Annotated in this window: 11 protein-coding genes; 6 read left to right on the top strand and 5 right to left on the bottom strand. The window is 68.1% G+C overall.

The features are described from left to right. Positions 1-135 precede the first annotated feature (135 nt). A complete protein-coding gene (locus tag ARGLB_RS00800) occupies positions 136-1,149 on the top strand; it encodes a LacI family DNA-binding transcriptional regulator (RefSeq protein ID WP_003797796.1) in 1,014 nt (337 codons plus the stop codon). Between the two features lie 143 nt (positions 1,150-1,292). Here the strand turns inward: ARGLB_RS00800 and ARGLB_RS00805 are convergent, their stop codons facing one another. After that, entirely contained in the window at positions 1,293-1,883 is a 591-nt protein-coding gene (locus ARGLB_RS00805; protein ID WP_003797797.1) for a TetR/AcrR family transcriptional regulator, read from the bottom strand. 134 nt (positions 1,884-2,017) lie between these two features. On the opposite strand from ARGLB_RS00805, the gene ARGLB_RS00810 reads away from it, so the two are divergent. Continuing rightward, the gene (locus tag ARGLB_RS00810) at positions 2,018-3,295 is read left to right on the top strand and encodes an MFS transporter (RefSeq protein WP_003797798.1); all 1,278 of its coding nucleotides are present in this window, start codon (positions 2,018-2,020) and stop codon (positions 3,293-3,295) included. Further along, entirely contained in the window at positions 3,296-5,812 is a 2,517-nt protein-coding gene (locus ARGLB_RS00815; RefSeq protein ID WP_003797799.1) for a beta-glucosidase family protein, read from the top strand. A gap of 86 nt (positions 5,813-5,898) precedes the next feature. Here the strand turns inward: ARGLB_RS00815 and ARGLB_RS00820 are convergent, their stop codons facing one another. Further along, complete coding sequence (locus ARGLB_RS00820) at positions 5,899-6,606, bottom strand: FadR/GntR family transcriptional regulator (protein ID WP_043417611.1); 708 nt, start codon at positions 6,604-6,606, stop codon at positions 5,899-5,901. A gap of 107 nt (positions 6,607-6,713) precedes the next feature. Here ARGLB_RS00820 and ARGLB_RS00825 point away from each other — a divergent pair, with 107 nt between their 5' ends. After that, complete coding sequence (locus tag ARGLB_RS00825) at positions 6,714-8,054, top strand: alpha-hydroxy acid oxidase (RefSeq protein WP_003797801.1); 1,341 nt, start codon at positions 6,714-6,716, stop codon at positions 8,052-8,054. Positions 8,055-8,130: 76 nt separating this feature from the next. On the opposite strand, the gene ARGLB_RS00830 is transcribed toward ARGLB_RS00825, so the two are convergent. Next, entirely contained in the window at positions 8,131-8,799 is a 669-nt protein-coding gene (locus ARGLB_RS00830; RefSeq protein ID WP_003797802.1) for an ArsR/SmtB family transcription factor, read from the bottom strand. Between the two features lie 110 nt (positions 8,800-8,909). After that, entirely contained in the window at positions 8,910-10,121 is a 1,212-nt protein-coding gene (locus ARGLB_RS00835; RefSeq protein WP_003797803.1) for an acetoin utilization protein AcuC, read from the bottom strand. Between the two features lie 105 nt (positions 10,122-10,226). On the opposite strand from ARGLB_RS00835, the gene ARGLB_RS00840 reads away from it, so the two are divergent. Next, positions 10,227-11,660 carry a TrkH family potassium uptake protein gene (locus ARGLB_RS00840; RefSeq protein WP_003797804.1) on the top strand — a complete coding sequence of 478 codons (1,434 nt, stop codon included), beginning with the start codon at positions 10,227-10,229 and terminating at the stop codon, positions 11,658-11,660. After that, the gene (locus ARGLB_RS00845; protein ID WP_003797805.1) at positions 11,653-12,339 is read left to right on the top strand and encodes a potassium channel family protein; all 687 of its coding nucleotides are present in this window, start codon (positions 11,653-11,655) and stop codon (positions 12,337-12,339) included. Before ARGLB_RS00840 ends, ARGLB_RS00845 begins: the two co-directional genes overlap by 8 nt. 97 nt (positions 12,340-12,436) lie before the next feature. Here ARGLB_RS00845 and proC read toward each other — a convergent pair whose 3' ends face one another. After that, positions 12,437-13,270 carry a pyrroline-5-carboxylate reductase gene (gene proC / locus ARGLB_RS00850; protein ID WP_003797806.1) on the bottom strand — a complete coding sequence of 278 codons (834 nt, stop codon included), beginning with the start codon at positions 13,268-13,270 and terminating at the stop codon, positions 12,437-12,439. Between the last annotated feature and the right edge of the window lie 104 nt (positions 13,271-13,374).

Raw genomic sequence — 13,374 nt, forward strand, 5'->3', positions numbered from 1 at the left:
GTTTTCTCGAAACGTTATAAGCTTTCTATCAAGACACCGGCGAGCGCGTCAACCATCTATCTTTCGCAAAAGCCGGACAAGCCGCGGCGGCGGACAGTGGTAGCGTTCCGTGGCAGCGGACAGGGAAGGAAGCACATGGGCAGGAGAACCGGCACCCGGCGCGTCGGCATCGCGGACGTCGCACTCAAGGCCGGCGTCTCGCACGCCACCGTTTCCCGCGTGATGAACGGGAACTTCACCGTGGATCCCGCCATTGCCCAGCGCGTGCGCGATGCGGCGGCGGAACTGAACTACCAGCCGAATCCCGTGGGCCGCAGCCTGGCGCTGGGCAAGACCGACACCATCGGCATCGTAGTGCCGGACCTCGCCAACCCCACATTCCAGGCCATCCTGCGCGGGCTGAGCATGGCCGCAGCCCAGGACGGCTACCGGGTGCTCATTGCCGACTCTTCGGAAGTCTCCAGCGAGGAGGCGATCCTGGCCGGGGAAGCCCGTCGGCGCTGCGACGGGCTGGTGCTGTGCGCCCCCCGCATGGGCGATGCCGAACTCGAGGAACTGGCGCCGTCACTGCACCCCATGGTCCTGATCAACCGCAGCACCACGGAAACCCGCGTGCCAAGCCTAGAGGTGGACTACAGCCAGGGCGTGCAGGAGCTCGCGGAACATCTGGTGGGCCTGGGGCATACCAGCATCGCCTTCCTGGCCGGCCCCGCCCGAAGCGCCTCCAACCGGGCACGCATGGCAGGGCTGGACAAATTCCGGGCCGCACACCCCGGCGTCGAACTCCGGATGCTCGAGGGCGGTTCCAGCTTCGAAACCGGCCATGAAGCGGTGGACGAGGTGCTGGCCAGCGGGGCCACCGGCGTCCTCGCGTTCAACGACCTCGTTGCCATGGGGCTGCTCAGCGGACTGCACGAACGCGGCGTCCGCGTTCCCGAGGACATTTCCCTCACGGGCTTCGACGACATCCCCTTCGCCCGGTACACCACACCGCCGCTCACCACCGCCGCGGTCCCGATCACGGAATTAGGCGAACGCGCCTGGCACAGCCTGCGGGCCCTGATCCGCAACGCTGAGGCCCCCGACGAGGAGACCACTTTCCAGCCGCGCCTGGAGATCCGGGGAAGCACGGGCCCCGCCGGCACCTAGCCCTGCCGTTGGCCTTTGGTCCTTGGCCATTGGTCCGGTGTACAGATCATGGCCGCCAAACGCCCCCGAAAGTCGTGACAAGTGGACCAAAATTCCCCACCCCGGGCACTCTTTGACGGCCAAGCTCAGGGGTGCCGCCGGGGTTAGGACTTCGCCGGAACCAGGAGCACGTCGACGAGCTCCGTCAGCCCGGCGGCCATGTCCACCCTCTTGTCGTACAGCCACTGCAGCTGGAGGCCGTCGAACGCGGCAATGACCAGTCTGGCGAGTGACTCCGCAGCGACGTCGGACCGGACCTCCCCCGCGTCCTGGCGCCGGCCGATATCGAGCGCCAGCTCCTCCACCAGTTGGGAGTACCTGTCCTGGAAGTAGCCGTGGGAGGCGTGCCCGGGATCATTGGCCGTCGCCGACGCGACGGCGTAGAGCGTGGTCAAGCCTGGCTCCTTCTCGTTCCGCTCCGCCACGGACGCCAGGTTGGGCAGCCCAAACTCGGCCAGCCCGCCGACGTCCCGGCTGCGCCGGTCGCGCTCGGCCAGCACCGCCGTCAGCAGTTCCTGCTTGCCGCTGAAGTAGTGGAAGAGCGTCGCCTCCTTGACGCCCACAAGCTCGGCCACGCGCTTGAGGGCCGTGCCCTCGAACCCTTCGGTGGCAAAGACATCGGTGGCGGTCTGAATGATCTGCTCGCGGCGTTCGGCGCCTTTCGCGTACTGCCCGCGGGGCTTGGAGGGAGACATTTCGCCAGTTTATTTCACCGCCCCGGCCCACTGGGAGGCAGGTCAATTTAGTTAAAAACCTAGTCACACTAGGTTTTTAGCGCTACGCTTTCTCCGGAGACCCAACGGTGGGTCACTTTTCGTCAGGAGGCAGTGTGGCCATCGAATCCCTATCCCAGGAGACTGCGGCTCCGTCCGCGCTTTCCACAACCGCAGGACTGCCCGTCAAGGCGCCGCGGGCCTACGTCATCGGCATGCCCATCGCCAGCGCCGGCCTGTGGATGGCCGTGCTGGCACCGGCCCTCGTCGTCCTCGCCATCAAGGTCTCGGAGATCACCACCCCGGACACCCGGGCCGGAGCGCTGAGCCTGGTGGCCGGCGTCGGGGCCGTCATCGCACTGCTAGCCAACCCGTTCTTCGGGCGCCTGAGTGACCGCACCACGTCCCGCTTCGGCATGCGGAAGCCGTGGATCGTCGGCGGCTCCCTGGTCGGACTGGCATCGCTCTTCCTGCTGGGATCCGGGACCAACGTCGGCACCGTGCTGGTTGCCTGGGTGGTCGCCCAACTCGGCTTCAACGCCGCCCTGGCTGCCCTCGTGGCGACGCTCCCCGACCAGGCCGCCCCGGCCGAACGCGGCCGCCTGTCCGGGCTGATCGGCATGACACTGCCCATCGGACTCGTCGCCGCCGCCTTCTTCGCCCAGATGTTCGACAATGCGCTGCAGATGGCAGTTGTCCCGGGCGTCGTGGGAACACTCGTGGCGATCGCCTTCGCCTTCACGTTCAAGGACCGTGTCCTGACCGCGAAGCCAGCGCCACTGAACCTCAAAGAGATTCTTGGCTCCTTCTACTTCGACCCCCGCCTCTACCCCGGACTTGGCTGGGCCTGGCTGACTAAATTCATGGTGTACGTCGGCTACTGCGCCGGACTGCTCTACCTGCCGTACTTCTTCGCCGATCACCTCCATGTCGAGGAAACCCAGGTCACCACGTTGGTCTTCCAGGCCACCCTGGTCAGCTCCGCCGGAACCGTGGTCACCAGCATCGCGGGCGGCTGGATCAGCGACCGGATCGGCAAGCGCAAGGGCATGGTCATTGTCTCCGCACTGATCATGATGGGCGGCCTGATTGTCATAGCAACCAGCTCCAACACCGGACAGGTCCTCGTGGGCCAGGCCATTCTGGGACTGGGACTCGGCTGCTTCAGCGCCGTGGACGTCGCCCTCATCGCCGACCTCCTGCCCAGCAGCCAGGCCGAGAACGCCAAAACCTTCGGCGTCTTCAACATCGCCCAGGCACTCCCCCAGTCCCTTGTGCCCGCCGTCGCTTTCCCCGTCATCGCCCTCGGCGGCTACCCGGCCCTCTTCCTCGGCGGGGCAGCTGTCGGAATCATCGGCGCCGTCCTCGTCACCCGCATCAAAGGAGTCAAGTAAATGAACCCCACCTTGTCCGCACAGAAGACCGCCCCGGCGGAAGCGGGTAACACCGGGCTGCTGCCGGCTGATGCTGAGGCCCGCCTGCGCGAACTGGCCGCAAGCCTGAGCCTCGAACAGCAGGTCACCCTGCTGACCGGCGCTGATGTCTGGTCCACCCACGCCCTGCCGGAAATCGGACTGAGCCGGATCGTGCTGTCCGACGGCCCGGCCGGCGTCCGCGGCGAAGACTTCGACGAGCGGCACGACTCAGTCTCCCTGCCGTCGTCGTCCGCCCTGTCCGCCACCTGGAGCGTGGACATCGCCCGCCGCTACGGCCAGGTTCTGGGCCAGGAGGCGCGCCGCAAGGGCGTCCACGCCGTCCTCGGCCCCACCATCAACCTGCACCGCTCACCGCTGGGCGGCCGCCACTTCGAATGCATGAGCGAGGACCCGCGCCTCACCGCCACTATCGCCGCCGGTTACGTCTCCGGCGTGCAGTCCATGGGCGTGGGGGCCACGCCGAAGCACTACCTCGCCAACGAGGCGGAGACCGACCGCTTCATCTCCGATTCCGTCGTGGACGAACGGCCCCTGCGCGAGCTCTACCTCGCCGCGTTCGAGGACGCCATCACCGAGGCCCGCGCCTGGCTGGTCATGAGCTCCTACAACTCCATCAACGGCACCACCGCCAGCGAGAACGAGCTCCTGGAAACCCCGCTATCCACCGAGTGGGGCTTCGACGGCGTCGTGGTGTCGGACTGGACCGGCGTCCGTTCCGTGGATGCCGCCAACGCCCACCAGGACCTGGAGATGCCCGGCCCGGTGGGCCACTGGGGCGCCAAGCTGCTCGCCGCCGTCGAGGACGGCCGCGTCAGCCGGTCCGCCATCTTGGAAAAGGTCATCCGCATCCTGCGCCTCGCCGCCCGGGTCGGTTCACTCGCGGGGTTCGAGGCCGCGGTCCCCGCCTTCCCCGCGGACCTCGACGGCGCGCAGGTGGCCCGCGAGGTGGCAGTCCGCGGCGCCGTGCTGGTCCGCAACGAGGGTGGCCTGCTCCCGCTCGACGCCAAGGCACTCTGCAGCGTTGCCGTCATCGGCCACAACGCGGAGGAAGCACGCACGCAGGGCGGCGGCAGCGCCACCGTCATGCCCAAGTACAACGTCTCGCCGCTGGAGGGCCTGCGCAAGGCACTGCCCGACGACGTCACCGTCACCTACGCCCGTGGCGCCAAGGTGGCCGAGGGGCTGCAGCCGTTCGCCCGCAGGGCCCTGCACAACCCGGTCAGCGGCGTGCCCGGCATGCGCGTCACCTTCCTGGCTGCCGACGGAACGGAGATCTCGGGTGAGGACCGGCTGGCCTCGCACCTGATCTGGTTCGGCGTCGGCATTCCGGAGGGCACGGCGGCCATCCGCATGCAGACCGAGTGGACAGCGGAAACCGCGGGCGTCCGCCACCTCGGCGTGGGAACGGTGGGCCACATCGCCCTCTCCATCGACGGCACCGAGGTCTTCAACGGCGAGCTGGAGGACGACACCAATGTCCTGGGCGCCGCATTGTTCGATCCGCCCCAGACCACGCGCGCCTTCGAGGCCACCGCCGGCCAGCGGTTCGCCATCGACGCCCTGTACCGGCTGCCGCAGCAGCAGGAGATTCCGCTGACGGCCATCCTTCTTGGCGAGGAAGCCACCGTCGCCGATCCCCAAGCCGAGATCCGGGCCGCGGTTGACGCGGCGCGGACGGCGGACGTCGCCGTTGTCGTGGTGGGCACCAACGCCGCCATCGAATCCGAGGGCTTCGACCGCAAGAACCTTGACCTCCCCGGCCACCAGAACGAGCTTGTGGAGGCTGTGGCCGCCGTCAATCCGCGCACGGTCGTGGTGGTCAACTCCGGGTCACCGGTGCTGATGCCGTGGCTGGACAGGGTCGGCGCGGTCCTGCTGGGCTGGTTCGGCGGGCAGGAGTTCGGCACCGCGGTGGCGGACATCCTGTTCGGAAAGGAGGAGCCCGGCGGCCGGCTTCCCACCACCTGGCCGGCCGCGCTCGAGGACGTTCCGGTGCTGAACACCACGCCTGTTGACGGCAGGGTGGTCTACAGCGAGGGCATCCACGTGGGCTACCGCGCCTGGCTCAGGCAGCAGGCGGCGGGCGGCGCCGCTCCGCTGCTGCCGTTTGGCTTCGGCCTTGGCTACACGACGTTCGAGCTCGGCACCGCCCACGCGCCGCAGTCCGTATCGGCAGGCCAGGACATCACGGTGCACGTCCCCGTCCGGAACACCGGCAAGCGCACCGGCCGCGAAGTGGTCCAGGTGTACCTGTCCCGCGAGGATTCGGCGGTGGAGCGGCCCGTCCGCTGGCTGGCCGGATACGCCGGGACACATCTTGCGGCGGGCGGTACGGGCACGGTTGAGGTGAGGATCCCGGCCCGCGCGTTTGGCCATTACAACGGCGGCTGGCAGGTTGAGCGCGGCCCGTTCCGCCTGCTGGTGGGCCGGCACGCGGCGGACGACTTCCAGGCGCTGGAGGTCGAGGTCCGCTAACCCCCATGGAGTTTGTGTACAGGTATCGCGGGTTAAACCCCCTGTTTGGGGCCATTATCTGTACAAACACTCGCCCCGAAATTGAGCTACGTCCGGGCTGGGTCCGAATCCTTCGGGCCCAGCCCGGCCTCTTTGTAGTACCCCCTGATGTGGGCGGCAACGAGCTCAGCCGCCCGGCCGCCGTCGTCCTTCCGGATGGCCGCCAGAATCTCCCGGTGCTCCGCCCGGAGCCGCGACGCCGTGGCGTCCCAGTCCGGCAGGTTCGCGGTCAGCTGCCCCGCGTAGCCCTGGATGGCCTCCCGCAGGGAGCCCATCATGGCGCTGACCACGGCGTTGCCGGCGGCGTCCGCCAGGGCCAGGTGGAAGCGGACGTCCAGGGCCAGGAAGTCATCTACGGTGTGGCCGCCGTCCATGTCGTCGAGCAGGGCACCGGCGAGGTCGAGTTCGGGGGCATCCGGCCTGGCCCGGGCCGCCGCCCACGACTCGAGCAGCACGCGCGTTTCCACCACGTCCTCCACCGGCAGGTGCTGCGTGGCCACGTGCAGCCGCAGCGCGGAGCCGAGCGCCGCCGTCGGGTCCGAAATCACCACTGTCCCGGCCTCGGGGCCGGACCCCACGCCGGCCCGGACCACACCCATGGCTTCGAGGACCCGGATGGCCTCGCGGACGGAGGTGCGGGAGACGCCGAGCTGCTCGGCCAGGGTCCGCTCGGCCGGGAGGCGGCCGCCGACGGCGAGCTGGCCGCCGGAGAGCTGGTCCTCGATCCACCTCAGGACAAGTTGGTGCGTACGCATGAGCCCATGGTACTTGATGTGGTTGGACCACATGCCTTAGAGTGTGGTTAGACCACAGCGGGGAGGCTTCTGACCAGCATCCCCCGGCATGCCCACGGAGGAAAGCCATGACCCACACCATCCAGCCAAGCAACCCCGAGACCACCCCGGCCCCGGACGCGACGGAACTTCCGGCCACGGGGCCCGCCAACGGCGTCGCCGCCGCGGCTGCAGCAGTTCCGGCCGCCCTGAAGCGCCGCATCCCGAAGTACTCGGACCTCGCCCCGCTCATGCAGTTCAAGAAGCCCGAGTTCAGCAAGGAGGCCCGGCTCAAGCGCGCCAGCACCGTCTGGGAACTGCGCGACATCGCCAAGCGCCGCACCCCCCAGGCCCCGTTTGACTACACCGACGGCGCGGCGGAGGCCGAAATCACCCTGCGGCGCGCCCGCGAGGCGTTCCTGGACATCGAGTTCCGACCGGGCATCCTGCGGAACGTGTCCAGCGTCGACTTGAGCACCGATATTCTGGGCAAGTCCTCCCGGCTTCCCGTGGGCATCGCGCCCACCGGATTCACGCGGATGATGCAGTCCGAAGGCGAATATGCCGGCTCGCAGGCGGCCGAAGCCGCCGGCATCCCGTACACGCTCTCCACCATGGGCACCGCCTCGATCGAGGACGTGGCCGCGGCGGCACCCAACGGCCGGAACTGGTTCCAGCTGTACCTCTGGACGGACCGGGACCGCTCCCTCGAACTCATCGAGCGCGCAGCGAAGGCCGGGAACGACACCCTCATGGTCACGGTGGACACCGCCGTCGCCGGGGCCCGGCTGCGCGATGTCCGCAACGGCATGACCATCCCGCCGGCGCTGACGCTGAAGACCGTCCTGGACGCGTCCTACCGCCCGGCGTGGTGGTTCAACTTCCTCACCCACGAGCCGCTCACCTTCGCCTCGCTCTCGCGGTACACGGGCACGGTGGCTGACCTCATCAACTCGATGTTCGACCCGACCCTCACCTTCGAGGACCTGGACTGGCTGCGCGAAACCTGGAAGGGCAAGCTCGTGGTCAAGGGCATCCAGACCGTGGACGACGCCCGCAAGGTGGTGGACCACGGCGCCGACGGCATCGTGCTCTCCAACCACGGCGGCCGCCAGCTGGACCGCGCACCCATCCCCTTCCACCTGCTCCCGGACGTCTCCAAGGCGCTCAAGGCAGACAACAGCAACGCCGCGATCATGCTGGACACGGGCATCATGAGCGGAGCGGACATCGTCGCCGCCCTCGCCCTCGGCGCCGACTTCACGCTCATCGGCCGCGCCTACCTGTACGGGCTCATGGCCGGCGGCCGGGCGGGCGTCGACCGCGTCCTGCAGATCCTCGAAAAGGACATGGCCCGCACCATGGCGCTCCTCGGCGTCAGCAGGATCTCCGAGCTGACCCCGGATCACGTGCGGCTGCTGGGCAAGTAGCTGCCTCCCGCCCATCCGGGTCGCAGTTGAGGGCGTTCTGAGCGTTCAGAACGCCCTCAACTGCTACCTAGTTGGGTTACTTTTTGCGGCCGAACTTGGGCAGGTTCGCCAGCAGGTCCGCAGCCTTCGTCGCGGCACGGCCAACGGTGCGGCCGATCTGCTGCGGGACGGTGTCGTCCTGGCCGGCGCTGCCGGGCACCTGGCCGCCGGGAACCACGACGGCGGGACTCAGCTGGCCGCTGGCCGGTCGCCCGGGAGCGTGAGTAGCGTCGTCCGCCGCGCTGCCGGCATGTGCCGCAGCGACTGCCGCGAACGCGTCCGGGACCTCGGCGGCCTGGCCGGCTGCGGCCGCGGTTCCAGCGGGCACTGGACTTCCGGCCGGCGTTCCGGCGGTTGCCGCGGCGGCGGCACGGTCTGTACCTGGCAGCGCTTCCTCGGCCTGCGGGGTTGCGGCGTCCGGTGACGCTGGGACGGCGGCGGCGCGTCCTACATCGAACGTCTCCAGCCAGCTGGCGACGCCGGCCAGCGGCTTGGGATTGAGCGCGTAGTAGCGCTTCTGGCCCTGCGCGCGCATGCTGACCAGGTCGGCTTCACGCAGCACTTTGAGGTGCTTGGAGATGGTGGGCTGGCTGGCGGCGAGTTCCTCGACCAGCTCCCCCACCGCTTTGTCCCCCGCCTGGAGGGACACGAGAATGTCGCGCCGCGTTGCCTCAGCAATGACGGCAAATACGTCGTCTGTCACCATGTGACCCACCCTAGCGACATATACGCCGAATGGCATCTACTATTTCGCCGGTGGCTGTCCCCATGAAGGGACCGGACTGGGCGAACCAGCGGGGCTGGTCGAACCAGCGGCTAGTCGAACCAGGGGTCCAGGCCGTACAGCGGGAAGACTTCCTTGCGCGTGGCCATCACGGTGCGGTCGATGTCGTCGTTGGGATCGAAACCCACCTCCCAGGAGCGCCACCAGACGTCGGCGTCGTCGCCCATGCTCTCGGGCGTGTCCACTCCGTAGCGCTCCTGCACGTACGTCCGCCACGCCTCCGGCACGGGGGTGCGCAGCGGCACCGGGCGGTTTGCTGCGATGCCGATCAGGTGGCTCCAGGTCCGCGGCACGACGCCCGTGATGTGGTACCCGCCGCCGCCCGTGGCGATCCAGCGGTTTCCGCAGTACCGGGCGGCGAGGCTTGCGACGGCGGTGGCGGCCTCTCGCTGTCCGTCCACGCTGACGTTGAGATGTGTCAGGGGATCGAGCCGGTGCGAGTCGCAGCCGTGCTGGCTGACGATGACCTCGGGCGCGAAGGCGCCCACCAGCTGCGGGACTACGGCGTGGAAGGCCCGCAGCCAGCCGGCGTCTCCCGTTCCCGCAGGCAGAGCCACATTGACGGCGCTGCCCCGGGCCTCGGGGCCGCCGATCTCATTGGCGAAACCTGTGCCGGGGAACAGGGACATGCCGGTTTCGTGCAGCGAAATGGTGAGGACGCGGGCGTCGTCCCAGAAGATGCTTTGCGTCCCGTCCCCGTGGTGGGCATCGACGTCGATATATGCCACGCGCTGCACGCCGCCGTCGAGCAGTTTCCGGACCGCCAGGGCGGCATCGTTGTAGACGCAAAAGCCGCTGGCGCGGTTCCGGGACGCGTGGTGCAGCCCGCCGCCGAAGTTCACGGCCCGGACCGCCGAACCGTCCAGGATCGAGGTGGCCGCAAGGAGGGAGCCGCCGGCCAAGCGCGCCGCGGCCTCATGCATCCCGGCAAAGGCGGGATCATCCTCGGTACCCAGCCCGTAGGACTGGTCCGCGGCTGCGGGGTTGTCGCTGGCCCGGCGCACCGCTGCCACGAAGTCGGGGCTGTGCACGGTAGTGAGTTCACCGTCGTCGGCCACGTCCGGGGCGGACAGCGTAACGTGGGCAAGGTCCAGCAGGCCCAGGCTCGCGGCCAACCGGGCGGTCAGCTCCAGGCGTTCGGGCGCCATGGGGTGGCCCGGGCCGAAGTTGTAGGCCGTCATGGCGGCGTCCCACACCACCGTCGTTGGCAGTGCGGGGAGGCTGAGTCCGGGCTGGAGTGTCATTACTGACAGGCTACCGGAGCCCCGTCCGCTCCCAGGCCCGGCCACGGCGCGGGGTTTAGTGGTTTACTACTGGAGGAAGCAGAGTCAATCGAGGAACAGCCGCACATGACCCAAAGCCAGTCGAGGTCCAAGAGCCCGGCCAGCTGGCAGCCCGCAACGCCGGAGCGTGAGGGCCTGTGGATATTCACGGGCATCCGTGACTTCATCGACGACATTGCCAACACCTCGCCGGCCCGCCTTGCCCTGAGCGCCTTCGTGGTGGTCATCGTCCTCTTCACCACCCTGCTGTCGCTGCCGGCATCCTCGGCAACCGGCGACTTCACACCGCTCCACCAGGCCCTCTTCACCGCGGTCTCGGCCGTCTGCGTGACGGGCCTGACCGTGGTGTCCACCGCCGTGCACTGGTCCTTCTTCGGACAGCTGATCATCCTGATCGGCATTTTCGTCGGCGGCCTCGGCACGCTGACGCTGGCTTCCCTGCTGGCCCTCATGGTGAGCAAGAAGCTGGGCGTCAGGGGCAAGCTCATCGCCCAGGAAGCCATGAACAACGCGGGCCGGCTCGGTGAAGTGGGTACGCTGCTGCGGATCGTCATCACCACCTCCGTGGTCATCGAGGCCGCCCTCGCAATCGCCCTGATCCCGCGCTTCATGGTCCTCGGCGAGCCGTTCTGGCAGTCTGTCTGGCACGGCGTCTTCTACTCGATCTCGTCCTTCAACAACGCCGGCTTCACCCCGCACTCGGACGGCATTGTCCCCTACGAAACAGACCTGTGGATCCTCATTCCGCTCATGCTCGGCGTGTTCCTTGGCAGCCTCGGTTTCCCCGTCGTCATGGTCCTGCAGCAAAACGGGCTCAACTGGAAAAAGTGGAACCTGCACACGAAGCTCACCATCCAGGTCTCGTTCATCCTGCTCGCAGCCGGAACGGTGCTGTGGGCGCTCATGGAGTGGGACAACGCCCGGACCATCGGCAGCATGAACCTCGGTGACAAGATCACGCACTCGCTGTTCGCCTCAGTCATGACCCGCTCCGGCGGCTTCAACCTGGTGGACCAGAACCAGATGGAATCCACCACCATGCTGCTCACGGACGCCCTGATGTTCGCCGGCGGCGGCTCCGCCTCAACGGCAGGCGGCATCAAGGTCACCACGATCGCCGTCATGTTCCTGGCCATCATCGCCGAGGCCCGCGGTGACGCGGACGTCAAGGTCTACGGCCGCACCATCCCGGAAGGCACCATGCGCGTGGCCATCTCGGTGATCGTCGCCGGCGCCACGCTGGTGTCCGCCTCGGCCTTTCTGCTCCTGCACATCAGCGGCGCCTCCCTGGACCGGGTGCTGTTCGAGACCATTTCAGCCTTCGCCACCGTCGGCCTGAGCACAAACCTCAGCGCCGAGCTGCCGCCGGAGGGCGTCTATGTGCTGTCCGCCCTGATGTTCGCCGGCCGCGTCGGCACCGTCACGCTTGCCGCTGCCCTGGCCCTGCGCCAGCGCAGCCAGCTGTACCACTACCCGGAAGAGAGGCCCATCATTGGCTAATTCGTCAGGCGCCCCCAACCGCCCCGCCCACAACGCGCCGGTCCTGGTGATCGGGCTGGGCCGCTTCGGTTCCTCCACCGCTGAGCAGCTGGTGAAGCAGGGCCGCGAGGTGCTGGCCATCGAGCGCGACAGGTCGCTGGTCCAGAAGTGGTCACCCGTCCTGACCCACGTGGTGGAAGCCGACGCCACCAATATCGACGCGCTGCGCCAGCTGGGCGCGCAGGAATTCAGTTCGGCCGTGGTGGGGGTGGGCACGTCCATTGAGTCCTCGGTGCTCATCACCGTGAATCTCGTGGACCTCGGCATCGAGCACCTGTGGGTCAAGGCCATTACGCCGTCCCACGGCAAGATCCTCACGCGCATCGGCGCCAACCACGTCATCTACCCCGAGGCCGACGCCGGCGTCCGGGCCGCGCACCTGGTCTCCGGGCGCATGCTGGACTTCATCGAGTTCGACGACGACTTCGCGATCGTGAAGATGTATCCGCCGCGTGAAACGGTTGGTTTCACGCTGGACGAGTCCAAGGTGCGGTCCAAGTACGGCGTGACGATCGTGGGCGTGAAATCCCCGGGCGAGGACTTCACCTACGCCCGGCCGGAAACCAAGGTGTCCGCCCGCGACATGCTCATCGTCTCCGGGCACGTGGACCTGCTGGAGCGGTTCGCCGCCCGGCCGTAACGGGAGATTTTGTACAGATACCGTGCCCAAAAAGGGGGGCTTTCACCCGCGGTATCTGTACAAAAACTCCAATCCCTGAGGGGAGGCAGGGGCGTGCCTAGCCGAGCTGCTTGGTGATCTCGGCGGCGCGGTCGGCTGCGGCGCGGGCGCCCGCGGCGATGATGGCCGGCATGCCGCGGTCATCGAACGTGGCGATGGCGCGTTCGGTGGTGCCGTTGGGACTGGTCACGGCTTTGCGCAGTGCGGAGGGTTCCGCACCCGGTTCCGCAAGCATGAGACCTGCCCCGGCGACGGTTTCGCGTGCCAGCAGGAGCGCCAGCTCCTCGTCCAGGCCGAGTTCGACGCCGGCCGCGGCCATCGCCTCGGCCAGGTAGAACGCGTAGGCCGGACCGGATCCGCTGATGGCGCCCAGGGCGTCCACCTGCTCCTCGGGAATTTCGACGACGGTCCCCACCGCGCCGAGGATGTCTTTCGCCCGCTGGAGCTGCTCGGGCGAGCAGTTGGTGCCGGCAGACACCGAGACCACGCCGCGGCCCAGCTTCGCCGGGGTGTTGGGCATCGTCCGGATCACCGGCTGCCCCGGGGGCAGTGCCGCTTCGAGCTGGGCGATGGAGACGGCGGCTGCAACGCTGATAACGATCGCATCCGGAGACAGGGAGCCACTGATTTCCCGGGCCAACTCGGCAATGCCCACAGGCTTCACGCCGAGAATCACGACCCCAGCGCCCTTCGCCGCCTGCTTGTTGTTGTCGGGTTCTTCGCTGCCGGCGATGGCCATGATGCCGGCGTACCGTTCAGCCAGCTCCGCTGCCCGCTCCGCGCGGCGGACGGTGGCCACCACCTCCGTGGGATTCGTCCCGCCCTCCAGCAGGCCGCCCAGGATGGCCTCGTTCATTGATCCACAGCCAAGGAATGCGATTCGGTTGCTCATTGCTCCATCATTGCAGTTCATGGCTTCGGATGCAGATCGTTGCCATTCACAGGAAGCTCACATGTTGCTCGAAGCATCCACACACCTTCGGCCCCTAACTTAGG

Source organism: Arthrobacter globiformis NBRC 12137, from assembly GCF_000238915.1.
Classification (GTDB): domain Bacteria; phylum Actinomycetota; class Actinomycetes; order Actinomycetales; family Micrococcaceae; genus Arthrobacter; species Arthrobacter globiformis.

Coding starts and splice junctions, on each gene's coding strand:
- ARGLB_RS00830 (WP_003797802.1), bottom strand. CDS start 8,799: ATGGTGACAGACGACGTATTTGCCGTCATTGCTGAGGCAACGCGGCGC.
- ARGLB_RS00820 (WP_043417611.1), bottom strand. CDS start 6,606: ATGCGTACGCACCAACTTGTCCTGAGGTGGATCGAGGACCAGCTCTCC.
- ARGLB_RS00815 (WP_003797799.1), top strand. CDS start 3,296: ATGAACCCCACCTTGTCCGCACAGAAGACCGCCCCGGCGGAAGCGGGT.
- ARGLB_RS00825 (WP_003797801.1), top strand. CDS start 6,714: ATGACCCACACCATCCAGCCAAGCAACCCCGAGACCACCCCGGCCCCG.
- ARGLB_RS00835 (WP_003797803.1), bottom strand. CDS start 10,121: ATGACACTCCAGCCCGGACTCAGCCTCCCCGCACTGCCAACGACGGTG.
- ARGLB_RS00805 (WP_003797797.1), bottom strand. CDS start 1,883: ATGTCTCCCTCCAAGCCCCGCGGGCAGTACGCGAAAGGCGCCGAACGC.
- ARGLB_RS00840 (WP_003797804.1), top strand. CDS start 10,227: ATGACCCAAAGCCAGTCGAGGTCCAAGAGCCCGGCCAGCTGGCAGCCC.
- ARGLB_RS00800 (WP_003797796.1), top strand. CDS start 136: ATGGGCAGGAGAACCGGCACCCGGCGCGTCGGCATCGCGGACGTCGCA.
- proC (WP_003797806.1), bottom strand. CDS start 13,270: ATGAGCAACCGAATCGCATTCCTTGGCTGTGGATCAATGAACGAGGCC.